General features: G+C 71.7%; 27 protein-coding genes and 3 pseudogenes. 16 read left to right on the top strand and 14 right to left on the bottom strand.

Annotation, left to right across the window (positions count from 1 at the left end; genetic code table 11):
* Nucleotides 1–31: 31 nt before the first annotated feature.
* On the top strand, nt 32–2,269 hold the full coding sequence (locus ACGFYY_RS04315) for a S9 family peptidase (protein ID WP_393707311.1): 2,238 nt from the start codon (nt 32–34) through the stop codon (nt 2,267–2,269).
* A 238-nt stretch (nt 2,270–2,507) separates the two neighbouring features.
* Here ACGFYY_RS04315 and ACGFYY_RS04310 read toward each other — a convergent pair whose 3' ends face one another.
* Nucleotides 2,508–3,731 carry a spore photoproduct lyase family protein gene (locus ACGFYY_RS04310; RefSeq protein WP_393707000.1) on the bottom strand — a complete coding sequence of 408 codons (1,224 nt, stop codon included), beginning with the start codon at nt 3,729–3,731 and terminating at the stop codon, nt 2,508–2,510.
* A gap of 518 nt (nt 3,732–4,249) precedes the next feature.
* Between ACGFYY_RS04310 and ACGFYY_RS04305 the strand changes: the two genes are divergently transcribed.
* Together ACGFYY_RS04305 and ACGFYY_RS04300 are read left to right on the top strand one after the other, a co-directional pair.
* Nucleotides 4,250–6,628: a SpoIIE family protein phosphatase gene (locus tag ACGFYY_RS04305; RefSeq protein ID WP_393706999.1), complete on the top strand. Its 2,379-nt coding sequence runs from the start codon at nt 4,250–4,252 to the stop codon at nt 6,626–6,628.
* Between the two features lie 44 nt (nt 6,629–6,672).
* Nucleotides 6,673–6,903 (top strand): DUF5133 domain-containing protein, encoded by a 231-nt coding sequence (locus tag ACGFYY_RS04300; RefSeq protein ID WP_393706998.1) that lies wholly within the window; start codon nt 6,673–6,675, stop codon nt 6,901–6,903.
* 84 nt (nt 6,904–6,987) lie between these two features.
* Here the strand turns inward: ACGFYY_RS04300 and ACGFYY_RS04295 are convergent, their stop codons facing one another.
* Nucleotides 6,988–7,356: a PRC-barrel domain-containing protein gene (locus ACGFYY_RS04295; protein WP_393706997.1), complete on the bottom strand. Its 369-nt coding sequence runs from the start codon at nt 7,354–7,356 to the stop codon at nt 6,988–6,990.
* Between the two features lie 215 nt (nt 7,357–7,571).
* Nucleotides 7,572–8,153, bottom strand: coding sequence for a DUF2231 domain-containing protein (locus ACGFYY_RS04290; protein ID WP_393706996.1), 582 nt, complete (start codon nt 8,151–8,153; stop codon nt 7,572–7,574).
* A gap of 504 nt (nt 8,154–8,657) precedes the next feature.
* Here ACGFYY_RS04290 and ACGFYY_RS04285 point away from each other — a divergent pair.
* Nucleotides 8,658–8,927 (top strand): DUF5133 domain-containing protein, encoded by a 270-nt coding sequence (locus ACGFYY_RS04285; RefSeq protein ID WP_393706995.1) that lies wholly within the window; start codon nt 8,658–8,660, stop codon nt 8,925–8,927.
* 120 nt (nt 8,928–9,047) lie between these two features.
* Here the strand turns inward: ACGFYY_RS04285 and ACGFYY_RS04280 are convergent, their stop codons facing one another.
* Nucleotides 9,048–9,314, bottom strand: a complete 267-nt coding sequence (locus tag ACGFYY_RS04280; RefSeq protein WP_393706994.1) for a protealysin inhibitor emfourin — start codon at nt 9,312–9,314, stop codon at nt 9,048–9,050.
* Nucleotides 9,315–9,577: 263 nt separating this feature from the next.
* On the opposite strand from ACGFYY_RS04280, the gene ACGFYY_RS04275 reads away from it, so the two are divergent.
* Nucleotides 9,578–9,973 carry an ATP-binding protein gene (locus tag ACGFYY_RS04275; protein ID WP_393706993.1) on the top strand — a complete coding sequence of 132 codons (396 nt, stop codon included), beginning with the start codon at nt 9,578–9,580 and terminating at the stop codon, nt 9,971–9,973.
* A 202-nt stretch (nt 9,974–10,175) separates the two neighbouring features.
* On the opposite strand, the gene ppk2 is transcribed toward ACGFYY_RS04275, so the two are convergent.
* Nucleotides 10,176–11,153, bottom strand: a complete 978-nt coding sequence (gene ppk2 / locus ACGFYY_RS04270) for a polyphosphate kinase 2 (protein WP_393706992.1) — start codon at nt 11,151–11,153, stop codon at nt 10,176–10,178.
* 124 nt (nt 11,154–11,277) lie between these two features.
* Entirely contained in the window at nt 11,278–11,475 is a 198-nt protein-coding gene (locus ACGFYY_RS04265) for a hypothetical protein (protein ID WP_393706991.1), read from the bottom strand.
* A 362-nt stretch (nt 11,476–11,837) separates the two neighbouring features.
* On the opposite strand from ACGFYY_RS04265, the gene ACGFYY_RS04260 reads away from it, so the two are divergent.
* From ACGFYY_RS04260 to ACGFYY_RS04240, 5 genes and pseudogenes are all read left to right on the top strand, one after another.
* On the top strand, nt 11,838–12,443 hold the full coding sequence (locus tag ACGFYY_RS04260; RefSeq protein ID WP_393706990.1) for a hypothetical protein: 606 nt from the start codon (nt 11,838–11,840) through the stop codon (nt 12,441–12,443).
* Nucleotides 12,440–13,467, top strand: a pseudogene (locus ACGFYY_RS04255) (NAD-dependent epimerase/dehydratase family protein). The gene ACGFYY_RS04260 and the pseudogene ACGFYY_RS04255 overlap by 4 nt, the downstream one beginning before the upstream one ends.
* A 14-nt stretch (nt 13,468–13,481) precedes the next feature.
* A complete protein-coding gene (locus ACGFYY_RS04250) occupies nt 13,482–14,123 on the top strand; it encodes a hypothetical protein (RefSeq protein WP_393706989.1) in 642 nt (213 codons plus the stop codon).
* Entirely contained in the window at nt 14,071–14,331 is a 261-nt protein-coding gene (locus ACGFYY_RS04245) for a hypothetical protein (RefSeq protein ID WP_365273673.1), read from the top strand. Before ACGFYY_RS04250 ends, ACGFYY_RS04245 begins: the two co-directional genes overlap by 53 nt.
* Nucleotides 14,328–15,056, top strand: a complete 729-nt coding sequence (locus ACGFYY_RS04240; protein ID WP_393706988.1) for a metallophosphoesterase — start codon at nt 14,328–14,330, stop codon at nt 15,054–15,056. Before ACGFYY_RS04245 ends, ACGFYY_RS04240 begins: the two co-directional genes overlap by 4 nt.
* Nucleotides 15,057–15,078: 22 nt before the next feature.
* On the opposite strand, the gene ACGFYY_RS04235 is transcribed toward ACGFYY_RS04240, so the two are convergent.
* From ACGFYY_RS04235 to ACGFYY_RS04225, 3 genes are read right to left on the bottom strand one after another with little or no spacing between them, the layout of a single operon-like run.
* Entirely contained in the window at nt 15,079–16,113 is a 1,035-nt protein-coding gene (locus ACGFYY_RS04235) for an iron-containing redox enzyme family protein (protein WP_393706987.1), read from the bottom strand.
* On the bottom strand, nt 16,110–16,370 hold the full coding sequence (locus tag ACGFYY_RS04230) for a CDGSH iron-sulfur domain-containing protein (RefSeq protein ID WP_393707310.1): 261 nt from the start codon (nt 16,368–16,370) through the stop codon (nt 16,110–16,112). Before ACGFYY_RS04230 ends, ACGFYY_RS04235 begins: the two co-directional genes overlap by 4 nt.
* A 19-nt stretch (nt 16,371–16,389) precedes the next feature.
* Nucleotides 16,390–16,533 (bottom strand): hypothetical protein, encoded by a 144-nt coding sequence (locus ACGFYY_RS04225; protein WP_393706986.1) that lies wholly within the window; start codon nt 16,531–16,533, stop codon nt 16,390–16,392.
* A 273-nt stretch (nt 16,534–16,806) separates the two neighbouring features.
* Between ACGFYY_RS04225 and ACGFYY_RS04220 the strand changes: the two genes are divergently transcribed.
* Together ACGFYY_RS04220 and ACGFYY_RS04215 are read left to right on the top strand one after the other, a co-directional pair.
* Nucleotides 16,807–17,229, top strand: coding sequence for a hypothetical protein (locus tag ACGFYY_RS04220; RefSeq protein ID WP_365273613.1), 423 nt, complete (start codon nt 16,807–16,809; stop codon nt 17,227–17,229).
* 84 nt (nt 17,230–17,313) lie between these two features.
* Nucleotides 17,314–18,408, top strand: a complete 1,095-nt coding sequence (locus ACGFYY_RS04215; protein WP_393706985.1) for a glutamate--cysteine ligase — start codon at nt 17,314–17,316, stop codon at nt 18,406–18,408.
* Nucleotides 18,409–18,513: 105 nt separating this feature from the next.
* Here ACGFYY_RS04215 and ACGFYY_RS04210 read toward each other — a convergent pair whose 3' ends face one another.
* The 5 genes and pseudogenes from ACGFYY_RS04210 to ACGFYY_RS04190 form a co-directional block, all read right to left on the bottom strand.
* Nucleotides 18,514–18,855 (bottom strand): DUF3140 domain-containing protein, encoded by a 342-nt coding sequence (locus ACGFYY_RS04210; protein WP_393706984.1) that lies wholly within the window; start codon nt 18,853–18,855, stop codon nt 18,514–18,516.
* Entirely contained in the window at nt 18,855–19,082 is a 228-nt protein-coding gene (locus ACGFYY_RS04205; RefSeq protein WP_393706983.1) for a DUF2945 domain-containing protein, read from the bottom strand. The genes ACGFYY_RS04210 and ACGFYY_RS04205 overlap by 1 nt, the downstream gene beginning before the upstream one ends.
* A 287-nt stretch (nt 19,083–19,369) precedes the next feature.
* On the bottom strand, nt 19,370–19,660 hold the full coding sequence (locus tag ACGFYY_RS04200; protein WP_393707309.1) for a hypothetical protein: 291 nt from the start codon (nt 19,658–19,660) through the stop codon (nt 19,370–19,372).
* Between the two features lie 98 nt (nt 19,661–19,758).
* Nucleotides 19,759–20,211: pseudogene (locus ACGFYY_RS04195) on the bottom strand (SDR family NAD(P)-dependent oxidoreductase); the annotation flags it as partial.
* A gap of 58 nt (nt 20,212–20,269) precedes the next feature.
* A complete protein-coding gene (locus tag ACGFYY_RS04190; protein WP_393706982.1) occupies nt 20,270–20,899 on the bottom strand; it encodes a flavodoxin family protein in 630 nt (209 codons plus the stop codon).
* 632 nt (nt 20,900–21,531) lie between these two features.
* Between ACGFYY_RS04190 and ACGFYY_RS04185 the strand changes: the two genes are divergently transcribed.
* The 4 genes and pseudogenes from ACGFYY_RS04185 to ACGFYY_RS04170 all read left to right on the top strand — a co-directional run bounded on the left by ACGFYY_RS04185 (nt 21,532) and on the right by ACGFYY_RS04170 (nt 23,040).
* On the top strand, nt 21,532–21,807 hold the full coding sequence (locus ACGFYY_RS04185) for an isoamylase early set domain-containing protein (protein ID WP_365273599.1): 276 nt from the start codon (nt 21,532–21,534) through the stop codon (nt 21,805–21,807).
* Nucleotides 21,808–21,821: 14 nt separating this feature from the next.
* Entirely contained in the window at nt 21,822–22,298 is a 477-nt protein-coding gene (locus tag ACGFYY_RS04180; protein ID WP_393706981.1) for a hemerythrin domain-containing protein, read from the top strand.
* A gap of 438 nt (nt 22,299–22,736) precedes the next feature.
* A pseudogene (locus tag ACGFYY_RS04175) lies at nt 22,737–22,856 on the top strand (DUF6766 family protein); the annotation flags it as partial.
* Nucleotides 22,846–23,040, top strand: a complete 195-nt coding sequence (locus ACGFYY_RS04170) for a DUF6766 family protein (protein WP_393707308.1) — start codon at nt 22,846–22,848, stop codon at nt 23,038–23,040. The pseudogene ACGFYY_RS04175 and the gene ACGFYY_RS04170, both read left to right, overlap by 11 nt.
* Nucleotides 23,041–23,380: the final 340 nt, after the last annotated feature.

The raw sequence follows: 23,380 nt of genomic DNA, 5'->3' as shown, positions 1-23,380 counted from the left end.
CTCAGGAAGCGGAAGCCTGGGAGAGGTGGCCATGCCCCTGGAGCGGACGAACCTCACGCATCACGCGCCCGGCACGGCGCACGGGATCCGGGCGGCCCCCGGAACCGGAGGCGCCGATGCCGCGCCGCCGCCCGAACCCGCGCCCGCGCCACCGCCCGTACCGGCGCCCGTACCGGTGCGGATGCCCGACCATCTCAGCGCAGACCCGCCCACTCTGCTGACCACCCACGGATGCTGGTATCCCTCGGCCGACCCCACCGGTGAGCACGTGGCCTTCATCTGTGACCGAGCCGGCGTCCCCCAGTTGTGGAGCGGCCCCGCCCGGGGGACCGAGGCCCACGTCCTGGACAGCGATCCCGATCCGGTGACCGAGGTCTCCTGGTCTCCCGACGGGCGCTGGATCGCCTACACCTCGGCGCCGGGCGGCGGCGAGCACACCCGTGTCCTGGTGGTGCGCCCGGACGGAACCGGACGGCAGGTGCTCGCCGGAGCCGAGCCCGGAAGCTCCGCACACCTCGGGTGCTGGACCCGTGACGGGACGGCCTTGGCCGTCACGGTCGCCCAGCCGTCCGTGTCGGGCGCGGTGCACACCGGGGCGGGACACCTGCCATCGGACCTCGACGGTGCGCCGACGGCCGGCGTACGGGGCCCCGGCGCGGACCGGTCCGAACACGGCGGCACGGCGACCCTCCTCCCGGGCACTGCGGCGCACCGGGGCTTCCCCCGACACGACCGGGTACCGTCGGCGCACGCAGCGCACGCGGCGCACGGGCCGCTTCCGGACCTCGTCCAGGTCCGCGGCGGCGGGCTGGCCGCCTACTTGCTCGACCCGGAGGGCGTGAACGCGCCCGTACTCCTCTACGGCGAGGAGGACGCGGCGTCGCTGCGGGTGTGCGACACGAGCCCGGACGGCCACTTCGCACTTGTTCGCCGAGGTCCCCGCGGCCGGCGCGAGGCCCTCGTGCTCGACACCGCTTCCGGCCGCGCCACCTTCTCCCTGCACGTCGCCGACGGGGACCCCTGGATCGGGCGGTTCTCCGCCGACGCGCGGACGGTATGGCTGCGCAGCGACACGGACCGCGAGTTCGCGGCCCTCCTGCGGGTCCGGCTGGACGAGCAGGGCGCCGGCAGGGGTGTCTCCGTAGCGGTCGAACGCGACAAGACCGACCTCGACCTGCTGAGCGTGCCCGACCACGGCCGGTGGGCGCTCCTGGCCTGGAACGTGCACGGCGCGACCGAGCTGGAGAGCATGGGTCTCCCCCGCGGCGACGCGGACGCCGCCGCGGAACCACGGCACCGGCCGGTGCTGCCGCACGAGGTGGTGACCCGCATGGCGCCGTTGGAGCGCGGTGGCCTGTTCGCCGCGCTCGCCGGGTCCCGGCGCAGGCCCGGCATCTGGGAACTGGACCAGGGTTTCGTGTCGGCGCGGGCCGGCTGGTCGGCCCGCGACGAGGACGCCGCGCCGCCCGGGCGACCTCCTGTCCGCCCGGTGCCCCTGCGCTGCCGAGCGCGGGACGGGCTGACGCTGGGAGGCTGGTACTACCGGGCGCCCGACCGCGATCCCGGCCGGCCCGCACCTTGCGTCATCCACCTTCACGGAGGCCCCGAGGAACAGGAGCGGCCCGTGTTCAGCCCGCTCTACCACGAGCTCCTGGGCAGGGGCCTGGACGTGTTCGCCCCGGATGTCCGCGGCTCCTCCGGCTGGGGTCGGTCCTTCGTGGACGCCGACCTGGGCGCCGGCCGGTTCGCGGCGATCGACGACGTGGCCGACTGCGCCGCGTACGTGGTCGCGCTCGGCTACGCAGACCCCGTACGGCTGGGAGTGATGGGCCGCTCGTACGGCGGCTACCTCACCATGGCTTCCCTCGTCCGGCATCCGGATCTCTTCCGCGCCGGTGTCGCGGTCTGCGGGATGTCGGACTTCGCCACCTTCTTCGCCGGCACCGAACCGTGGATCGCCCGGTCGGCCACCGCCAAGTACGGCCACCCCGAACACGACCGGGACCTGCTGCGCGCCCTTTCCCCGATGAGCCGCATCGATCAACTGCGCGCGCCCGTACTGGCCGTCCACGGCGAACACGACACCAACGTGCCGCCGACGGAGTCGGAACAGTTCATCCGCGCGGCACGCGGCCGGGGGGTACCGGCACGGCAGCTGACGCTGCGCAACGAGGGGCACGACTTCCTGCGGGCCGACAACAGGAGGCTCTACCGTCGGGCCGCCGCGGACTGGCTGCAGCGGTACCTCGGCAGCAACCCGGCCCCTTGACGGCGCGGGAGCGGCACGCCTGTGCCATCCGGCGTCGACGGGCGCGTTCGCGCACGCACGCTTGCCGATCACCGCCTGCTGTGACACCCGCGGCATTCGACGCCGGACGATCGCCACCGGCGCCCGGCCCACCGGCGCCCGGCCCACCGGCGCCCGGCCCACCGGCGCCCGGCCCACCGGCGCCCGGCCCACCGGCGCCCGGCCCACCGGGCTCGGCCGCCGCGAGGATGCTCGTGGGTCAGAAGGCGTACCGGATGCGCAGCCAGGGAGCGTGCGATGTCACCAGACGGCGGATGGTGTCGACCGCTTCGGCCTTGTCGCGGTTGCGGTAGCGGACGTTCCAGCTGCCGTTCTCGGAGCGTTTGGCCTGCTGGAGATCGGGACGCCACAGCATGTCCTCGGCCCGTGGGTGCCAGGCCAGGTTCAGCTCGTGCAGATCCCTGTTGTGGGTCAGCAGGATGACCTCGGCCGCCGCCTGCTCCTTCACGGCACGGGGCAGGACGTCGTCCATGTGCCGCAGCAATTGTGTCCAATCCTGCTCCCAGCCCGGCCGGATGACCACGGGGGAGAGGTTGAAGTGCACCTCGTATCCCGCTTCCAGAAAGTCCGAGGCGGCCTCGATGCGCTGTTCGACAGGGCTGGTGCGGATGTCCAGCAGCCGGGAGTCCTGCGGCGGCATCACCGAGAAGCGCACCCGGGTACGGCCGCGCGGGTCGAGCAGCAGCAGGTCCGGGTTGACGAATTTCGTGGCGAAGGAAGCCTTGGCGGAGGGCCGGCGGGAGAAGGCGTGCACGAGGTCGGCGGTGTTCTCGCTGATGAGGGCGTCGACCGAGCAGTCGTTGTTCTCGCCGATGTCGTAGACCCACGCGCTCGGATCACATTGGTTCGGTGCCCGTTTCGGACCCTGTCGGGCGATGTGGCGGTCGAGGTGGGCGATGATCTGCTCGATGTTGGTGAAGACGGTGATCGGGTTGGCGTAGCCCTTGCGGCGAGGTACGTAGCAGTAGGCGCAGGCCATGGCGCAACCGTTGGCCGCCCCGGGAGCGATCCAGTCGGCCGACCTGCCGTTCGGTCGCGTGGCCAGGGTCTTCTTCTCGCCCAGGACCAGGACGCCGCTCTTGACGCGGACCCAGCGTTCGAGGTTGCCCTCGTTGCCGTGCAGATGCGGGATCCGCCAGTGCGAGTCCACTTCGATGATCCGCGCATCCGGAAAGCGCGCGAGGATCTGCCGCCCCCGGGGCGATCCGGCAGCGGCCGGCTCGGCGTGGATCTCCCGTACGGAGAGCAGCCGTCGAGCGGTGGGAGAGTCACGGAACGAGGGCCCGACGAGCGGCCGGGATCGCGCCGGGCCGCCACGGTCGCTCCCCGCTCGCAGCTCCTCCAGCCCGAACAGCGCACCGGTGTCGTCGGCAGAAGGCGCTGGGGGAGAACGGTGGGCCCCGGCGGGCGGGGGCTTGCTCATGGGCGCACTCCGAGATCTTGAGCCCGGCCGCTCACCCGCCGCGACGGGGCCGCTCGGGTGGACGGCAACCGGCACCTGTCCACTCTAGGCCGTCGTCGATCGCTGCGGCGCCGGGACCGGATCGGCCCTACGTGGTGTCCTCCGGAGGAGGAGTCGCAGCCGGGCCTCTCGCGGCGAGGCCGGCCCTTCCCGACCTCCGCGCCCGTCGGTCAAAGGCCCGCGGCGGCAGGACCGAGCCGTCTCGAACATCAGGAAGCACATGACCATCAGGGCACGGCAGGACGCCGACCCGGTCGACGACTTCCCCTCCCGCCACAGGAGCGTCCCGCTGCTCGCGGGAAGCGAGCCGGGCCACCCCGGGCCGGCCTTGGCGTCCACCCGCCCGGCACACATCTACGGGCACACATCTACGAGGGAGCGCTCGATCCGGCCTGATCGCCGTGCCGCGGCCGACGCGGGGGCTCGCCGGGGCGGGCCGGTGCCGAGGCGCAGGCGGGGTGTGGGGGGACCATGGGCGTGTGGGAAATCTTCCAGGGCATGACCAGGGAGGCGAGCCGCCCGAGCCCGCCGGACCCGCCGAGCCCGCCGGACCAGCCGAGCCCGCCGGACCAGCCGAGCCCGCCGAGAACATCCAGGGTCCCGATCAGCGGGCACTCGGCGAGGCCCTGATCCGGGTCTGCGCGGCCGCAGGGGCATCCATCGGCATGCTCTACCTGCCCGACCCCACCCGGCGCGTCCTGCATCTGGCGATGACTCTCGGCCTGGCCCGCGAGTTCGCGCTGCCCTGGTCCCGCGTCGTCATGGACGATTCGATCCCGGTGGCAGACGCGGTCCGCGAGGGGCGGTTCATCTGGCTGGGCGGCCAGGAGGAGACGGCCCGGCGCTACCCGCGCCTCGGCCTCGTGCTGCCGTACGACTTCGCCCTTGCCGCCGCCCCGCTCGTCCCCGACCCGGTCTCCGGAGCGGCAGAACCCACCGGGGCCGGGCTCGTCCTCATGTGGCCGGGCTCCCACGCGCCCTACCTGACCGAGGCGGAGCGCGACGCCGTGGACTCGGCCTGCGGCCGTCTCGCGAACCATCTGCGCCGGGCCGCTGACGAAGCACGCCCCGTGCGTCCGCCGGCGCACCCGGTCATGCTGCGACCGCCGCCCCCTCCCACACCTGGACCGGCAGAGGCGGCTGCCGCCATGGCCTTCATCCGCCGACTGCCCGAAGGCAACTGCGCACTCGATCTGAACGGCACGATCACCTTCATCACCGCCGAGGCGGCCGAGATGCTGGGCGCACCCGTCTCCCGGCTCCGCGGAGCCCTGCCCTGGGAAGCGCTGCCCTGGATGGACACACCCGTCATCGAGGACCACTACCGGGCCGCGGCGATCAGCCGGGTGCCGCGCAGCTTCACCGCCGCGCCGCCGATCGGCAGTTACCTGCGCTTCGACCTCTATCCGGACGACACCGGGATCAGCGTGCGCATCACCCCGGTCACCGCCGACGATCCCACCCCCTCGCCCGCCGCGCCGACGGCCACTCCCGCGGAGCCCTCGCCCAGCCGCGCCACCGCCCTCTACCAGCTGATGCACCTGGCGGCCGCCCTCACGGAGGCCGTCCATGCCCGCGACGTGGTGGACCAGGCCGCCGACCTGCTCGTCCCCGCGCTGGGCGCCCAGGCCCTGGCCCTCCTGGTGGCCGAGGAGCAGCGTCTGCGCATCGTCGGCTTCCGTGGCTACACGGCCGAACTCATGGCCCGCTACGACGGCATCCCGCTCGGCGTCGACACGGCCAGCACCCACGGACTGCGCACGGGCGAGCCGTTGTTCTTCGCGGATGCGGGCGAACTCGCGGCCGCTTTCCCCGCCGTCGTGATCGGGGACGGCATGGCAGCGTGGACCTTTCTGCCCCTCATCGCTTCCGGCCGGCCCATCGGCACCCTCATCCTGTCCTACGCACGTCCCCACTCGTTCGCCCCCGGTGAACGGGCGGTCCTGACCTCCCTCGCCGGACTCATCGCCCAGGCCCTGGACCGCGCCCGCCTCTACGACTCCACCCACCAGCTGGCCCACAGTCTGCAAACCGGCCTGCTGCCGCGCGCCCTGCCCGGCGTCCCGCACCTCGAAGTGGCCGCCGGCTACCTGCCGGCGGCGCACGGGCTCGACATCGGCGGCGACTTCTACGACCTCATCCGGATCGACGACACGACCGTGGCGGCCACCGTAGGCGACGTCCAAGGCCACAACGTGAACGCCGCCGCTCTGATGGGCCAGGTCCGAACCGCCGTCCACGCCACGGCCGGCGCACCCCCCGAAGAAGTCCTCGCTCGTACCAACCGGCTCCTGACCGACCTCGACCCGGGAATGTTCACCAGCTGCGTGTACGCCCACATCGACCTCGCGACCCGCACCGCCCGCCTCGCCACGGCCGGCCACCCGCCCCCGCTGCTACGCGAAGCCGGCGGCCCGGCGGAGATGCTGCACCTGCCGCCCGGGCTGCTGCTCGGCATCGCCCCGGATGCGTCGTACACGGCCGTCGAGATCCCGTTCGAGCCGGGCACTCTGCTCACGCTGTACACCGACGGGCTGGTCGAGCGTCCCGGCGAGGACCTGGAGGACGGCATCGCGGCCGTGGCCGCCCGCATCACCGCGACCCACGAACACCAGCCGGTGAGAACACTGGCGGACGACCTCATCGGCCGAGCCCGCGGCGGAACTCCCCATACCGACGACATCGCCCTGCTCCTGCTCCGCTACGCCCACGAGAAGTGGAACGGCTCCGACACGCGACCCGACAAGATCCGGAAGACACGGTCCGGAGGCCTCCACCGGGCCGGAGAGGCGAGTGCGGGTGGGCCGCCCGAGACGCGGCCGCAGCGGGGACCGCTTCAACGTCGATCGGGAGGGTAGGCGACGGCCACGATCCGGAATCCGGCGGCGAAAGGCACTCACCCATGTTGTTGGCTCACCCAGCCGTGCTCCCCGGCCTCGTCAACCGCTACTGGGCGCTGTCCGTACTCGACGCGGCGGAAGGCGAGTCGCCCGTACGCAGAGAGCTCGAGGACGTCGAGCGGGCGCTCTGCGTGTCCACCGGTACGACGGACGTGCACGCCGCCCTTGTCGCCACCCACCATCATCTGCCGGGCACGGGTGCCCTCGACGACTCCGTGCTCGTCTCCGGCTGAAGGGATACACGTGGTGCGCGGGCATGCGCCGGCCTGACTGCGGCCGGTTTCGGCGTGGACCGGCCTCGTCGTGCGAGAAGGCGATCAGGCGGGGCGGCCGCCGAAGGGCGCGCCGGTGCCGTAGTACGTGCCCAGTTCCTCGCGGTACCCGGCGTCGCCGAGGTGCTTGTCCCGGTGGAACTCGGGGGCGTTCTTGATCTGTTCCTTGGTTCCGGCGACGAAGATCTTCTGCTCGTCCGCGTCGATCCTGACGACCGTGCTCGCCGGCAGCAGGACCTCCTTGCCGAAGATCCACACGCCGGTGTCCACGACCAGGTAGGCGTCACCGACCTCGTCGGAGTGCTTGTCGACCTTGCCGATGCTGCCGTCGGTCGCCTCGACCTTGTAGCCGGTCGGATCGGTGCCGGCCAGGTGGCCCGAGGTCGGCTGGTAACTCCACACATGCTCAGTCACGCGAAAACAACTCCTCCGGTCAACGGGGGGCGGTGGAAAACGAATTCTCCACGGCTCCGCCCTGTTCCGTACGTCGTTCGGCGGTGGTGCTGCGTCCCGCCTGAACGTCGCCTTCCCCACCTTTGCGACTTCACGCACGCGGATCGAGACAAGGGATGAGCGGAAAACCGATCAGCCACAGGATCAGGACTGCGATCGCGAGCCCCCAGCCACCTCTATGTTGCGGCGTGCGCTCCGACGGTCTGCCGATAGGCCACGTGACCGCCCAGGGCACCGGTGACGGCTACGGCAGCCATCCCGGCCAGGGCCCACAGTCGGCCCTTCGCCGTGCGGCCGCGGAGGCGTGCCGTCAGGGATGTGGCGTAGCAGGCCACCGCGGCCGCGTTGGAGGCCGCATGAGCCAGGCCCACGCGGGCCTGCTCGGGTGGCAGGTCCGCCCAGTCGGCCCAGCCCGCAACGGCTGCGGGGGCCACCCCGGCCAGTCCGACGGCGGTCAGGGTGGTCGACGCGTGCTGTGTTCCCGGTACGACGTCGAGTACCGAGGCCGACAGCCAGCATCCGATGGGCACCTGCACCAGCACGGGGTGCACGGGGTGGCCCAGCGGCCTGCCCCGCAGCAGATCACGCATGCCGCCCAGAGGGAGTGCGCGGATTCCCCGCTGCAGCGCCCGGATGGCCGGGTCGGCCACCGTGGTCCGTTCGAGCCGGTCCAGGGTTTTCAGCCAGCATGCCGAAGCGGAGTCGAGAGCGGCGGACGGTCCGGCCGAAGGCGAGGCGTCAGGGGTGTGTGAGTGCATGTATCACGCCTACCCGCTGCCCCGCCGCAGTCCCGGCCCGGCCTCGACTGCACCCGAACGACACGCCGCTTCGGGCCACCGACCCAGGTTTTCGGCGGGGAGCAGGAGGAGCGAGCGGCAGAGCCGGGGCATCGCCGGGAGGGGCAAGCGCCGTCGACCGGTGACGTCTCTTCTGTTCCGTACCCCGCCCCTGCTCACCCACCACGCCGGGCCGTGCCGGATCCGGGATCCTTACGTACGGGCCAGCTCGGCCGGCCCGAGCGGAGATCGGCCAGGAGGCGGCCGGCATCCGTGAGCAGCGTGCCCTGCACGGCGTGTACGGCCGGGGAGGTGTCCGGAGTGGTCCGTTCCCGCTGTTGCGCCCGCTCGAGCTCTGCGGCTGCTTCGTCGCCGGACTCCGCGCCACGTGACGACGCCTGTGGCGCATGGGACGCCCGTGCCGGGGCAGCCGAGCCGTCGGGAGCGGCCGGCTGCCTGTGACTGCGCCGTGTGTGAAGGAGCGAGATGGTGCTGATGACTCACCCCGCGGTGCTGGCAGGTCTGGTGGCGGAGTACGAGATGGAGTCCCAGCTCCGGACCGCAGGCCCCCACGGACCGGTGCGGCAGCAGATGGAGGACGTGGTCTACACGCTGTGCGTGTCGACCGGGACGCGCGACATGGACGCCGCGCTGGCCGCGGCGCGAGAGCGGCTGAGTACCGCGTGGCTCGGTGACATGGATGACGCGGGGGCGGGGGCACGGCAGGGTCGGACCTCGAACGGTGCGGCGGGTTAGGCCGTCACTTCCGGATCTTGCCGGGCCCGCCGCCCCGCCCGTGCCGTACCGGCCCCGCCCGTGCCGTACCGGCCCCGCCCGTGCCGGTACGGCACCGCCCGGGGCCGGGCGGGTGGCCGCTCAGGCGGCGGTGGCCAGAACGGCGTCGATCAGTTGCCGTTGGTCCTCGGTGAGGTACGGATCCTGTAACTCGACCAGCTTGCTGTCGGCGCGGACGACGTAGCGAAAGCCGTCAGGAACCGGTTCCGGCTCCGTGGGGCCCTCGGCGGTGAGCGCGCGCTCGGCCAGCCGTTCCCACTCGAGCCCGTCGGCGCGGCACTCCGTTTCGAGGGACGCCGTCGTTTCCCCGCCGGCGAACCCGCCGGTGCGTGTGACGGTGATCAGCATGGTGTGGAACCTCCTTGAAGAGAACACCGCCTGCTCGTGAGGACGTTCGGCTGGAGCCGGGCGCCCGGAGGCAGTGCCTGGGTCGTGGTCAGCCTTTCGCCTGCCCGCAAAAGCCGCGGACGCGCCGCCCCGCGCCCATCGAGCACAGAATGTCCGAAAGAGGATCCTCCGTACCCGCGCGCCGACGCCGTCGTGGGTCGTCTGTCGGGTTTCTCCTCTTCGGATCGGGCAGGTGCGTGGTAGAGCGCGCGGAGGGAGGACGTATGGACGCACCCGTCCTCGATCGGTCACTGCCCCGCCATGGGCAGCCGACGACGTCGGCGCGCGACGCCACCCGAACCTTCCTCCGCCATGCCGCGCGCGTCCAGCCGCCCGCCGAGCCGGGGAACGACGACGCTGTGCTCCTGGTCGTCGGCGAGCTGGTCGCCAACGCCATTCGACATACTGACGGGCCCGCGTCACTCCACCTCGAACTGCATGGTGACCACATCGACATCCGCGTCACCGACACCAGCCCCGACCGGCCCGTGCCCCGCCCGCCCCACGTCGACGGCACCGGAGGCTGGGGACGGCAGCTGATCAACTACCTCACCACGGAGGTACGCATCGAGCCCACCAGCGACGGTGGCAAGACCATCTGCGCCCGAGCCCCCTGGTAGAGCCGGTCGTGTGGTGGTCGTGGCCGTAGCACCGGCCGAGCCGGCCGCGGTTCCGGACCGGCGCCGAGCCGTGGGGGCAGGCCTCCTGCCCGGACAGGGTGTCCGAGCCGGGGCGATGCCCGTGGTTCGCGCCGTCCACCTCGCGCGCGGATCACGGCCGAAGGGTGCGTCGGCAGCCCTCGCGGGCGCGGAACCGTGCCTGCTACGGCTGGGTGGGCGTGGTGGGGTGGTGTCCGGGACCGGAGGGCGGTCCGGCGAAGGGGGTGGGGGAGAGGTCCGTAAGCTCTTCCCCAGGCTCCAGGAGAGTGTCGGCGCTGCCCACGATCAGCGGGTCGGGTTCGCCGACAGCGGTTTCGTCCTTGCGGTCGTACGGAGTGCGCCAGAGCAAGCTGCGCATGGCCTCGAGGCGGCCGCGCCGTTTGTCGTTGCTCTTGACGACCGTCCACGGGGCGCTTCGGGTGTCGGTCGAGCGGAACATGGCGACCTTGGCGCTGGTGTAGGCGTCCCAGAGGCCCACGGAGGCCAGATCCGTGGGTGAGAGCTTCCACTGGCGTACCGGGTCGACCTGGCGGATCGCGAATCGTGTGCGCTGCTCGGCCCGCGAGACGGAGAACCAGAACTTGATGAGGAGGATGCCGTCCTCGACCAACATGGCCTCGAAGACCGGACACTGGCGCAGGAATAGCTCGTACTGGTCATCGGAGCAGAACCCCATCACTCTTTCGACGCCGGCCCGGTTGTACCAGGACCGGTCGAAGAAGACGATCTCCCCGGGGGAAGGGAGGTGGGCGGTGTAGCGCTGGAAGTACCACTGCCCCGCCTCGTGGCCGCTGGGCTTGTCCAGTGCCACGATGCGTGCGCCGCGAGGGTTGAGCCTCTCGGTGAAGCGCTGGATCGTGCCACCCTTGCCCGCGGCGTCCCTGCCCTCGCAGATCACCACGACCCGGGCGCCGGTCGCCCGGACCCAGCTCTGCATCTTCAGCAGTTCGATTTGCAGGATTCGTTTGGCCCGCTCGTACTCCGCCCGCCGGATCTTCTGGTGGTAGGGATAGTTCTCGCGCCAGGTGCGGATCGGAGCGCCGTCCGCGTCGAGCAGTACGGGCTGCTCCGGGCGGCTCACATCCACGCTCAGCCCCGTGAGCAGATCCTCGGCTTCCGTCGTCACCCGATCGCTGTCCATGTCCGGCACCTACCCACGGTCGCCGCAAGCATCGGGGGAAGGCTCATAGGGGTGGGGGCGATCCGAGGTGTGCGTCCGCAGGGGTCGGGACCCACCACCGACGCGGACGATACGTGGGCCGGAGTCAGTGCCCGGACGGCTGTCGCCGGGACGCGCGCTTCTGGTCCTTGGTGTTCGGCGACCGTGCGTCGCCCGCTTCGCCATCACCCCGGCCGGGGGCCAGAGCCTCCTCGGCCTCCTGCCGCGCCTCTCGGTCCCCGCTCTCGCCCGGCGCCTTCGAAGGCGGTGTCGCCATTTCGTCGCGCCGCTCGTGCTTGCTCATATCGGGCTCCTCGCGTCCGTGCCCCGTGGCCGCGTGTCCGGGCAGGTGGGCGTCGTCGTGTTCTGGACCGGCTACCCCCCACCCGGACTCCTACGCCTCGCCTCCCGCTCCAGGGCGTAGCTCCTGCCGCCCCGGGGCAGCGGCCGCGCCTCAGCCCGAGGCCGAGGTCCGTCGACAGGGTTTGCGTCCGGTGGGTGAGGGCACGCGCCACACGTGCGGGTTCGAGGTCCGCCGGTCCGGTCCGAGGAGCGGGGCCACGGGCCGCGCCGTGAGGTAACCGGGATGAGGTTTCCCCCACGGCGCGCAAGTAGGTCGCGCGAGTCCGCGATGGGCAACGCACCACCCGAGCGATCGGAATGGCCATGAACACCCGACCCCCCAGTGCAGGCCCCGGTTCCCGGCCACCTACGGAGCCGCAGCGCCTCCTGGCGATCTACCTCAATGACCATCTCGCGGGCGCCGGCAGCGGGGTCTCCCTGATCCGTCGCATGGCCCGGGCCCACCGGAACACGCCCGCGGGAGGGCTTCTGTCCGAGCTCGCCGTGGAGATCGGCGAGGACCGCGAGAGCCTGCGCGAGTTCATGACCGCGCTCGACGTGCCCGCGCGGTGGCCCAGGGTCGTCGCGGGCCGGCTGGCGGAGAAGGTCGGCAGACTCAAGCTCAACGGTCGACTCGTGAAGCGCTCGCCCCTGAGTGATGTCATCGAGCTGGAAGCCATGCGTCTCGGGGTGGAGGGCAAGGCGTCGATGTGGCGGTCGCTCAGGATCCTCGCCCTCGGCGACTCCCGCCTGGACCAGGTGGCCGTCGACCGGCTCCTGGCGCGTGCCGTACGGCAGGAGTCCGTACTGGAGGCGTTGCGGGTGGAGGCCGCCCGGCGCACCTTCACCGCCTCCGCGACGGTCGCCGCGCCCGGCCACACCGGGCCGTCCCGTCACGGCTCGCCGAGAAGGGCCAGGTGGGCGGCATGAGAGTCGTCGTCACCGGTGCCACCGGCAACGCGGGCACCAGCGTGGTGCGCGCCCTGGCCGCCGACCGGACGGTCGGCGAGGTGCTCGGGGTCGCCCGTCGACTGCCGGACCTCCACATCCCCGGCGTGCGCTGGGCCGCGGCGGACATCGACCCCGGCCGGACCGGGCTGACGGACCTCTTCGCGGGCGCGGACGCCGTCGTCCACCTGGCCTGGAAGTTCCAGCCCACCCACGACCCCGTCACCACCTGGCGGACCAACGTCCTGGGGAGCATCCGCGTCTTCGAGGCCTGCGCCCGGGCCGGGGTGGGCGTACTCGTGCACGCCTCGTCGGTCGGCGCGTATTCACCGGGCCCCGCCGACGGCCGCCCCATCGACGAGTCCTGGCCGACCCACGGCTGGCCGGGCGCCGCCTACACACGCGAAAAGGCCTACCTGGAGCGCTATCTCGACGGATTCCAACTCGCCCACCCCCACATCCGGCTGGTCCGGATGCGACCGGCGTTCCTCTTCAAGGAGGAGTCGGCGAGTGAACAGCGCCGGATCTTCGCCGGCCCCCTCCTGCCGTGGCGCCTCATCCGTCCGGGCCTGCTGCCCGCGCTGCCCGCCGTCTCCGGCCTGCGCTTCCAGGCCCTGCACACCGACGACGCCGCCCAGGCCTACCGGGCGGCCGTCGTACGGCCGGTCCGGGGACCGTTCAACCTGGTGGCCGACCCGGTGCTGGACACCGCCGCCATCGCCGAGATCCTGCACACCCGCACGGTGCCGCTCCCCGCGGGCGCCGTCGCGCCGCGCTCGCCGCGGCCTGGCGCATGCACCTCGTACCCGCCGCCCCCGGCCTGCTGGACGCCGTCCTACGGCTGCCCCTGCTCGATGCGGGCCGGGCGCGTGACGAGTTGGACTGGGCACCGTCCGCCACCTCCACGCAGGCTCTCGCGGAATTCTTCGAAGGCCTGCACCGGGGACTCGGCGCCGACACCCCGCCCCTGGCCGGATCCGGAGCGGGCGCCGACCGGACGTCCTAGGCAGGAGGTGCATCGTGAGCGGGTCCGACGGCCTTCCACGCGACCACACGCAGGCCATCCTGGAATCCACCAAGCGCGTGGGCGCGCTCCTCAAGGAAGCCGACGTGCCCTTCGCGCTCGCCGGGAGCGTGGCCGCGTTCGCCCACGGCCTGCCCGCTCGTTTCCGCCACGACACGGACTTCTGCCTCTGCCGGGACGACGCACCGGCCGCCGTGGCGGCGCTGCGCGCCGGAGGCATCACCATCGTCGACGCACCCGAGGACTGGCTGATCAAGGGACGCGACGGCGACGAGGACGTCGACCTCATCCTCGACCTCGCCGGTCGACCCGTGGACCAGGAGCTGCTTCAGCGCGCGGACGTACGGGCCGTGGACTCCGTACGCATGCCCGTACTGGCCCCGACGGACCTCATGGACAGTCGCCTGACCGCATTGTGCGAGCACTACTGCGACTTCGCCGACCTGCTCCCCATGGCCCGCATGCTCCGCGAACGCATCGACTGGGGGCTCCTCGACCGTCTTCACCGTGACCAGCCCCTGGCCGACGCCTTTCTCTACCTCCTCGAACGCCTCCGGGTGATCGAGCCCCGCAAGGAGGCCCACGATGACCACGCGCAACCCCACCCCACCCGAGTACCGGGCCCAGCACCTACGTGACCTGCTCGCCCAGGAGGACATCGCCGAACTCGGGGTCCGCGTCGAACTGCGCGGCCCCACCGTCGTCGTCTGGGGACCGGTATCGAGCCCGGGGTGCCGCGAGACGGTCCTGCGCATGGCCGCGGAGGCCCTCGACCCCCTGGTGTGGCACCACGACCTGACCGTGGTCAGTGCCCGCCCGCCCGACCGGGAGGAGGACCTGTGGTGATCCGCGTGGCAGCGGTGGGGGACATCCACCTGGCACCGGGCAGTGAGGGATCGCTGCGACCCGCCTTCGCGCGTCTCGCCGACCACGCCGACCTGCTCCTCCTGGCCGGCGACCTCACCCGCCACGGCACTCCCGAGGAGGCGGCCGTGGTCGCCGGCGAGGTCGCGGGTCTGCCCGTGCCGGTCGTGGCCGTACTCGGCAACCACGACCACCACGCGGACCGGCCGCAGGAAGTCGTCGGCGTCCTCACCGAGGCCGGGGTGACCGTCCTGGAAGGCGAGACCGCCGTCTTCGACGTCGACGGAACCGAGGTGGGAGTGGCGGGAGCCAAGGGGTTCGGCGGGGGGTACGCCGGCCGCTGCGGCAGCGACTTCGGCGAACCCGAGATGAAGGCCTTCATGCGCTACTCCCGCACGTGTGCCGACGGACTGCGCCGCGCGCTCACCGACCTCGCGGACGCCGGCATCGCGCGGCGGATCGCCCTGACCCACTACTCGCCGGTCACGGACACCCTGGCCGGCGAGCCCCCCGAGATCCACCCGTTCCTCGGCAGCTACCTCCTTGCCGAGGCCATCGACGAGATCGGCGCGGACCTCGCCGTCCACGGACACGCCCACCTGGGTACCGAACACGGAATCACGGCCGGCGGAGTCCTCGTCCGCAACGTGGCCATGCCCGTGATCGACCGGGCCTACGCCGTCTACCATCTCTCTCCTCGCCCGTAGGAGCAGCGAGAAGCCGGACTCGCTACCCCGCACCGCCCAGCGGGGTGCGCAGGGCCGAGCGCCCCTGGCTCCACTCGCCGCGGATGTGCGCGGCCAGGCGGTCCTCCAGGAGCACGGTCGCGGCGCAACCGAACGCGACGTCCGCTTCGAGGTCCGGCTCGTCCGCCAGCAGCCCGCCGATGACCTCATGGCGTACGACCTGCTCGTGGACGGCGTCGGCCTCCACGTGCTCGGCGTAGAAGTGCTCGGCCGCCGGGCCCGCACCACACCTGCGCATGGCCCTGGCCAGCCGCCGCGAGCCGGGCGACGAGGTCACCTCCACGCACGCGAAGTGTCCGACCAGTGCCCCGCGCAGGGCCCGGTGGAGCCCCAGGAAGGACATCAGGTTGACGGTGGCGAGCAGCGGCGCCGGGGCCTGGTCCAGGTAGTGGCCGTACGCGGTGTCCAGGCCGAGGTCGTCCATGAGGTCGGCGAAGAGGCGGGCATGGATCCGCTGGGCGTTGCCCGCGCCGAACTCGTCGTACTCGATGGCGACCATGGCGGCCTTGGCCCGGCCGCCGAGCCGTGGGATCACCCAGGCGTGCGGGTCGGCCTCCTTCAGGTGATACAGGGAGCGCAGAGCCGCGTACTCGCGCAGCTGCCACAGCTCGCCCTCGGTCTCCAGGTGGTGACTCAGACTGCCGCTCAGGTCCACCGGTTCGACGAGGAGGGGGCCGAACGCCGCTGCCACGGTCCTGGAGGCGTTCGCCGTGTCCGACCGCAACGCATGGCCGAACCGGTCCTCCAGGGCCCGGCGCAGCCGCAGCAGCTCCGGATCCCATTCCAGGGCCTCGTCCACGCCCGCGAAACCGCGGTAGTGCAGTTCGTACAGCAGGTAGAGGGCGAGTTGGAGGTCGTCGCCCCACGGGTCGGCCTTGAGGAGCGCCGCGGTCGTGTGGACGGGGGTACGGCCGCTGCGCAGGGCGTCGACCACCGCGCGGGACAGCGGCCCGCGCCCCTCGACCAGCACAGGAGCCGTCGCGGCCCCGGCGGTGTGGCTGGGTGCGGGTGCGGTCACGGCTCGTTCCTGTCCTCGGGCGGCGGCGTCGTGCGCTCGCGGGGGCGGTGGCTGGTATCGCACCAGGGGTAGGTCCGGCTGCGGCGGCAGGTGCACACGGCGACCATGAACCGGTCGGACCGGGCGATCGTCCCGTCGTCCAGGACGACCTCGACCGGGCCTTCGACGAGGACCGGCCCGCAACCGTCCACCGACCCGGATCGGCTCAGGGCGACCCGGCGGTGGCGCGGGGCACGGGAATTCACCCCTGCGGGCATCTGCGGGGTCCAGCCGGGTTCAGAGGCGCTGGGCACGGACGATCACCAACTCCTCCTGGTCGTCGTTCTCCTCGGCCAGGCCCTGCTCCTGCAGCCAAGCCCGGCGGGAGCGCAGTACCGGACCCCAGGGCACCGAGGCCCGTTCGGTGACCTGCGCGGACATTCCCTGCCGGGACAGGAGCCCAAGGGTCTCCTGTGCGCTCCCGAAGCGAGCCGATCTCAGGGATCCAGTAGACCGCGAAGGTCGCCGTTCGGCACGGCGGTCGACGACACGGCCCACGTCGGCGGCCTCGCGTACACGGCCGCCGGTCCGCGCGTGCCCACGACCCGGGGCGCCAAACCTCTCGGACCGCCCGAGCCCTCGGATGCCCACGACATCGGCGGTGACTGACCGTGTCGGCTGGCTCTCGGTGGATTCCTGGGGCTGAATGGGCAGGTGAACGAGTCACTGGACGACGCGCATCAGGTACCCCACGGGGTCAGTGAGAAGACCGTCGCCGCGCTGGGCGCACTGACCAAGGCTCTGGAGACGACCGAGCGGGCGCGAGGCCACCTGTACGGATTCCATCAGCTGACGGGAACCGCGGATTTCCAGCTGGACGATGCCGTCAGGCTGCTGCGGGAAGCGGGCCACGAAGCACAGGCAAGCCGGGTGGAGCGGGAGGTCCTCGGCCGGAACGTCATCCCCGGACACTGGACCTTCCAGATCGTCGAGGCGTACAACACCACCTACTACCGGCCCTTCGCCGGAATCGAGCGGGACATCGTCGACCAGCTGGCCGAGGGCCGTGACCACCTGCTCGAGGCACGCATGAAGGAGCAGCGGCGAACCACCGGGCACCCCGACCACACGCTGTAAGGCCTTCCGTCTTTCGTCGTGACATACATCGGTCTTCTGGCGACCACGTGGGGTGATCATGGGGCGGTGGGGTAGTTGCGGGACGTGATCAGTCTTGGCGTCGAAGAAGAGTATTTGCTGGTGGATCCGGTCACGGCCGTGCCGACACCGCTCGTGGAGGACGTCAGCCGCACGGCCGGTCTCGGGGCCCTCGCGGAGCGCGGCGAGGTGCAGGACGAGCTCCTCCAGGCCCAGATCGAGGTGGCCACCCCCGTCTGCGAGAGCCTGGATGAGATCGGTGGTCACCTTCTCCGTCTCCGACACGCGCTCGCGTCGGCCGCCGAGCAGAACGGTTGTCGGATCGCGGCCACGGGCGCGGCTCCCCTGCGGGGGATGCAGCCGGTGCCGGTGACCCCGACGCGGCGGTATCTCCGGATGGAGGTCGATGCGGGGCAGCTGGTGGACGAGCAGCTCATCTGCGGCATGCACGTCCACGTAGGAGTTCCCGACCCGGAGACCGGGGTCGCCGTACTGAACCGGATCCGGCCGTGGCTTCCGACGCTGCTGGCCATGTCCGTCAACTCGCCCCTGTGGGACGGGCTGGACACCGGCTTCGCAAGCTGGCGGACCATTGTGTTCGGACGGTGGCCCGTGAGTGGTCCACCCCCGCATTTCGACGGATACCCCGACTACGAACGCCGACTGGACGCGCTGGTGACGTCGGGCGTGATCGCCGACAGGGCCCAGGTCTACTGGCAGGCTCGGCTGTCCGATCGCTACCCCACCGTCGAGGTACGGTGCCTGGACGTGCAGCTCCGGGCCGACGACGCCGCCATGCTCGCCGGCGTCGTCCGGGCGCTGGTCGCCACCGCCATCGCCGAGGAGAAGGCCGGCGTGGAACTGACACCCTGGGAGCCGGAGATTCTGCATGCCGCCAACTGGCATGCTGCCCGGCACGGCCTGAACGGCACCCTGGTCGGCCGGGACGGCCGTCCGCACTCCAGCGGCGACGCGTTGTGCGCCCTGTTCCAGCACATCACTCCCGTGCTGGAGGAGTCCGGTGACCTCCGTGAAGTGAACGCACTCGTCCACCGCATGCTCCGAGACGGCACCCCCGCCGATCGTCAGCGTCGAGCCCTGGCCGACGGCGGGCTCCCGGGATTGATCGACCTGATCACCGGTACCACCACGTCCGATTGAGGTCCGCCCGGTTCGGCCGGGCGCGTACCGTCCGACCCGCCCCGGCGACCGGAACCGGGGCTGTGACCCGGCATCGCCATAGGTCGGCCGAACCGGACGGCGGGGTCACCCGAGCGGATCGTGCCCCCAGTTCATGAGTGAGTACCGCCACGGGGTCTCGGTGACGTCGCCGGCCGGTCGCTGCGCGCCGTGGCGCTGGACGTAGCCGACGACCTTGCGCATGTGCGCGAGGTCCGCTGCCGTCAGGTCGGCTTTCTTCGTCCGCAAGAGGGTGACGATACGCCGTCCGGAAGCATGGCCCACGCTCTCGCCCCCGCCGTCGCTCTGTCCCACCGCTCTCGACTCGTCCGTGGTCAACCATGCCTCGAGGCGACCGGCTGTCATGTTGACGGCTTCCGCGAACGCGTCGACGGTCTCATCGGGCTCGTCGCGTTCTCTGCCAGTCATCAGGAGGAGTTTCCCTTCTTGCGCAGGGCGTCCGGCTTGTGCACCGCAGACCGGCCTGACGCGTCGCTCTCCACTTCGTACTGCGGTTCCTCGCTCGAGGTGTCGACGGTGCGTCCTGCGGCCCTGGTCCGGTCAGTGATCTTCTTCTTCACCTTGCCCGTCACCTGGTGCCCGTGGCTCTTCCACGTGACCTCGTCACCCCGGCTGAGGTCGTCCTTGCCGTCCATGGCGCCTCCCTTTCGTTCGGTCGGCCGTAAGGAGTCGGGCGACACGGCCGTACGGGTTCTCATACGTGTTCCAGCGTCGAGTACGTACCTCGCTCACGCACCCGGACGACGGCGTACGGCCGGGGGCGATGCCGCGAGCACGCCGCCCACGGCACCGGGGCGGCCTCTCCCGTTCTTCAGGCCGAGATCGGTCCACTGTCCGCCCCTCGGGTCGCCAGTAGGTGTCCGAGGGACCAGGTCGTGATCAGCCGGTCCGCTCCCAGGCCTCAGCCGCGGCGAGTGATCGGTCAGGACGGCCCACCGGTGGCCCAGGGCGCGGGCCGCGTCGGCCATCTCTTCGAGCGGGCTGCCGCCGTCCGACCGGTCGGAGTGCAGGTGGCAGTCCCCGGTGCTCGACGCTGCGAGGTCCCAGCCGGCCCGGGCGCCCGGGCCGGCCTCGGCCTCCAGGCGGGCGAGGTAGTCGGGACCGCCCCGGTCGTGACCGGGCCCGCCCCGCGCAGTCGTCGGGCCCGGGCGGCGTCCACCGGCCCCGATGGCAGGTCGCGGACGGCATCGGCCGCCGTGTGGAACGCCCGCACCCGGTACGGGGACGCGCCGCGCCATTCGAGGAGGAAGGCGATCCGACGCAGGGACCGGTCCGGTGTCACGGCAGGGGAGTTCCGCCGGTGGCGTTGACGATCCCGTCCGGCTGGGCCATCTGGTAGGCGGCGTTGTTGACGAGCAGATCGATGCCGCCCAGCTCGCCCACCGTCTTGTCGACCAGGGCGGTGCACTCGCCTTCGTCGCGGATGTCACAGGCGGCGGCGACCGCCGTGCGGCCTGCCGCACGGATCAGGCGGGCGGTCTCCGCGGCCTCGTGGGCTTCCTCGGGCAGGTGTGTGAAGACGACATCGGCGCCTTCCCGTGCGAAGGCCAGGCAGACGGCCCGGCCGATTCCGGAATCCCCTCCGGTGACCGGTGCCCTGCGGCCACGCAGAAGACCGTGGCCCTCGTAGTCGGTCTCGCCGTGGTCGGGGCGAGGATCCATGTCCTCGGTCGAACCGGGATGGTCCTGGTCCTGCTCGGGAAACGGGGGACGGGGGTTCAGCCCCACCGGATCGGCGAGGCCGGGCTGCTCGGGGGAGGGCATTGCGGGTCTCCTTCCGGCTCGGTCGCTCATACGGTCATGCGTTCATGCGGTCATGCGGTCAGGAAGAGGGCGGGTAGGCGGCGGCCTTGAGGCGGCGCGCCAGGTGTGCGGTGTTCGAGGCGAGGGTCTTGGTCGTGGCCGCGGTCTTCTCGGGGGTCTTGTCGAGGTCCTGGTAGTCGGTGCCCTGCATGGCTTCGCCGACCCAGTAGGTAACGGCGTTCGGAGCGAGGGAGAAGCCGACGTCGTTGAGTCCCTGGAAGAGTTCGGCACCGACGTGGTGGGCGCCGTCCTCGTTGCCGACGACGCATACGGCCGCGGCCTTGCCGTAGGTGAGCATGCGGCCCTCGTCGTCGCTTTCACCGAGCTCGGCGTCGAGCCGCTCCAGGACGCGCTGGGCGACGCTGGAGGGGTGGCCGAGCCAGATCGGCGTAGACAGGATGAGAATGTCGCAGCCCAGGATCGTGTCACGGATCTCCGGCCAGGCGTCCCCTTCCCCCATCGACACCTGAACGCCCGGCTTGACGTCGTGGTCGGCGATCCGGATCACTTTCCCCGTGACGCCGTGATCGGCGAGGGCGTCCATGGTCTGCTCGGCCAGCAACTGCGAGCTGGACCGCTTCGGCGACGGCGAAAGCGTGCAGACCAGCGCGACGGCGCGCAGGGGCGTGGTTTCAGTCGTGGTGTCCATGTGGTCCGGCTACCCGGATCGTCACCGCGTATCCCGCTCCCGCGGCGATCCCGGTCGGCCTCGAACGGTTCGCGGCATGGCCGACGCACCAAGCCCAGGTCGTCTCTTTCGGATCTTGTCGGAAGAGCCCGGGTCATCCGGTGCGGTGCCTCTCCCCCAGCTACCGCTGGGAGGGGCCCCCGGGCGGAGGGGCGCCCGTGTACCGGTCGTACTCGGGTGCCCCGACAACGCGGCGGGGTGCCGTGCCGGGCGGGCCGGGCCCGGCAAGATCCGGAAGAGACGGCCTCGGCCGAGGCGGCCGAGTGCGTGCGCCGCCACATGGTCCTCCTCCCCGGACGAAGGGCCCCGCCTTGCTGCTGACCCACCCCTTCGACGACGGCGTTCTTGTCGTCCGTCTCGCCCCTGCCCTGGCCGTACGCCATCGCGCGGCGGTGACGACCTCACCGACCGCGGCCGACCGGCGAGCGGGCGAGGGACGCAGGGCCAACGCCTCAGGTCCGCCCGTTGTTCTCAGCTTTCGACGTCCGGTCGAGTGACGGGACCCGTGGGCGGCGGCGTGTGCGGGTTCTGGGGGAGAAGCACCGTGCGAGGGTGCTCGGGCCCTGCCCATTCCGCCCGTCAGGAGTCATCCGGTGCTCGAACGCAAGCAGCTGAAGGGCCGCACGCGCGTCACCTTCGTTCTTCCCGCCGACAGCCCGGACGGGCCGGTCAGCGTCGTGGGGGACTTCAACGACTGGGACCCCGCCGCACACCCGCTGCAGGTCCGCGGCGACGGCATGCGCGCGGCCACGGTCGTCCTGCCCGCTCACAGCGTCCACTCCTTCCGCTACCTGGCGGCCGGAGACCGCTGGTTCGACGACGACCGGGCCGACGGCCACGACGGATCCAACTGCCGCGTCACCACCTGACGGCGGGCGCCCCCATGGACGCGATCGTGCTGCTGCGCGAGGACCACAAGACGGTCGAGAAGCTGTTCAAAGGGTTCGAGAAGACCTCCGACGACGACACGGCCGAGCGCCGCCGCATCGCCGATGAGGTGATCGAGGAACTCACCGTCCACGCCTGGATCGAGGAGAAGTTCTTCTACCCGGCCGCCCGCGAGGCAGCGCCGGACACGAAGGACCACATCCTGGAGAGCATCGAGGAGCACCACGCCGTGGTGTGGATGTTGTCGGAGATCAAGGACATGGATCCGGCCGACGAGCGGTTCAAGGCGAAGATGAGCGTCCTGATGGAACAGGTCCGCCATCACGTCGAGGAAGAGGAACAGGACTGGTTCCCCGACGTCCGCAAGGCGATGGGCCGTAACAGGCTCACGGAGCTGGGCGACGAGATGGAGGCGGGGAAGGAGCGGGCGCCGCGCGATCCGCCGGCCGTTCCCAGCGCCGACTCGAAGTGACCCGACCACGGCCCCGGCTCCGCGGCCGCGTCCGGGGCCGCCTTCGAAGCCGCCTTCGCGGCAGGCGAGCACGTACGGGCGTGCGAGTTGCCGGCTCCGGAAACCCGCCGGCAGTTGGAGCAGGACGAGCGGAAAGCCTGCCCGACGGCATTCGCCGCGCAGGAGTTGCCCAGGACGCACCGTGTCCAGGGGGTCGAGGCGTACGGACGGCAGGCGATCGTGCGGATGGCGGGGGACACCCTGTTCCTTTCGCTGTTCACCACCGGTCGGAAGAGGGTTCTGGCGGGAGAACAGCCTGACCCTCGCCTTCGGCATCGGCTTCCTGGTGGTTCTGGCCTGCCAGGCCGTCGGGCACGCCGAGTTCGACGGACAGATGACGGTGGACGGCCTCCAGCCGCTCAGCTTCGGTGAACGGAGCTCCCGCAGTTCTTCCTCTACATCTTCGGCACCGTCTACCTCGTCCAGCGTGGTTCCCCGGAGTCCGAGAAGGTCCACCAGGCCGGTACGGAGAGCGAGCGGGAGCAGCGCATGGGCGACCACGCCCGCCCTGAATCGCCCCGCTGGGCGGGGACCAAGGACTGGCGCCAGACCCTCTACGCCCGCTCCCTGGGCACCGTACCGGCAGTCCGAACTCCTCGCCGTCGCCGCCATGGTCGTCCTGTCCGTCTACCTCCGCCGGCGAGGCTCCCCCGAATCCGAGCCGGTCGGCGCCGCCCACACGACCACAGGCATCGAAGGCTGAACACCGCCCCCGGACAGCCCGGTGGGAGAGGGAGAACAGGTACGGCATCTTGAAGCCGTGCGTCGCACCGTAGGGGAAGCCCTGAGCGGCGGTCCGGCCTCCGGCCACCCACGCACCTGAAGTCGGGCGGCGCCCGCGCTCCGTCACCTCCTTCACGCGCCCGCCGATCACCCACATCGGGGACAGTTCGATCGCGGGCTCCCATGCCGCTCCATGGGCGTCGAACACGGCCCGAGGCCGGGCCGTGCGGCCCGAACACCGCACACCGAAGGGTGGCTGCCGGGTTGCCACGTCGGGTCGGCCTCCATGCCGCTCGGCTACCGTCTGCGATCGAATCGCT

Origin of the sequence: Streptomyces sp. NPDC048331, assembly GCF_043201215.1 — a bacterium.
Taxonomy (GTDB): domain Bacteria; phylum Actinomycetota; class Actinomycetes; order Streptomycetales; family Streptomycetaceae; genus Streptomyces.
The sequence above is the reverse complement of the archived record's forward strand: the minus strand, read 5'-3'. Positions and strand labels throughout refer to the sequence as shown.

Bases quoted from the DNA above. Each gene is read 5' to 3' on its own strand.
- ACGFYY_RS04315 (WP_393707311.1), top strand. From the start codon at position 32: ATGCCCCTGGAGCGGACGAACCTCACGCATCACGCGCCCGGCACGGCG.
- ACGFYY_RS04310 (WP_393707000.1), bottom strand. From the start codon at position 3,731: ATGAGCAAGCCCCCGCCCGCCGGGGCCCACCGTTCTCCCCCAGCGCCT.
- ACGFYY_RS04300 (WP_393706998.1), top strand. From the start codon at position 6,673: ATGTTGTTGGCTCACCCAGCCGTGCTCCCCGGCCTCGTCAACCGCTAC.
- ACGFYY_RS04290 (WP_393706996.1), bottom strand. From the start codon at position 8,153: ATGCACTCACACACCCCTGACGCCTCGCCTTCGGCCGGACCGTCCGCC.
- ACGFYY_RS04285 (WP_393706995.1), top strand. From the start codon at position 8,658: ATGGTGCTGATGACTCACCCCGCGGTGCTGGCAGGTCTGGTGGCGGAG.
- ACGFYY_RS04280 (WP_393706994.1), bottom strand. From the start codon at position 9,314: ATGCTGATCACCGTCACACGCACCGGCGGGTTCGCCGGCGGGGAAACG.
- ACGFYY_RS04275 (WP_393706993.1), top strand. From the start codon at position 9,578: ATGGACGCACCCGTCCTCGATCGGTCACTGCCCCGCCATGGGCAGCCG.
- ppk2 (WP_393706992.1), bottom strand. From the start codon at position 11,153: ATGGACAGCGATCGGGTGACGACGGAAGCCGAGGATCTGCTCACGGGG.
- ACGFYY_RS04265 (WP_393706991.1), bottom strand. From the start codon at position 11,475: ATGAGCAAGCACGAGCGGCGCGACGAAATGGCGACACCGCCTTCGAAG.
- ACGFYY_RS04260 (WP_393706990.1), top strand. From the start codon at position 11,838: ATGAACACCCGACCCCCCAGTGCAGGCCCCGGTTCCCGGCCACCTACG.
- ACGFYY_RS04245 (WP_365273673.1), top strand. From the start codon at position 14,071: ATGACCACGCGCAACCCCACCCCACCCGAGTACCGGGCCCAGCACCTA.
- ACGFYY_RS04230 (WP_393707310.1), bottom strand. From the start codon at position 16,370: ATGCCCGCAGGGGTGAATTCCCGTGCCCCGCGCCACCGCCGGGTCGCC.
- ACGFYY_RS04225 (WP_393706986.1), bottom strand. From the start codon at position 16,533: ATGTCCGCGCAGGTCACCGAACGGGCCTCGGTGCCCTGGGGTCCGGTA.
- ACGFYY_RS04210 (WP_393706984.1), bottom strand. From the start codon at position 18,855: ATGACTGGCAGAGAACGCGACGAGCCCGATGAGACCGTCGACGCGTTC.
- ACGFYY_RS04205 (WP_393706983.1), bottom strand. From the start codon at position 19,082: ATGGACGGCAAGGACGACCTCAGCCGGGGTGACGAGGTCACGTGGAAG.
- ACGFYY_RS04190 (WP_393706982.1), bottom strand. From the start codon at position 20,899: ATGGACACCACGACTGAAACCACGCCCCTGCGCGCCGTCGCGCTGGTC.
- ACGFYY_RS04180 (WP_393706981.1), top strand. From the start codon at position 21,822: ATGGACGCGATCGTGCTGCTGCGCGAGGACCACAAGACGGTCGAGAAG.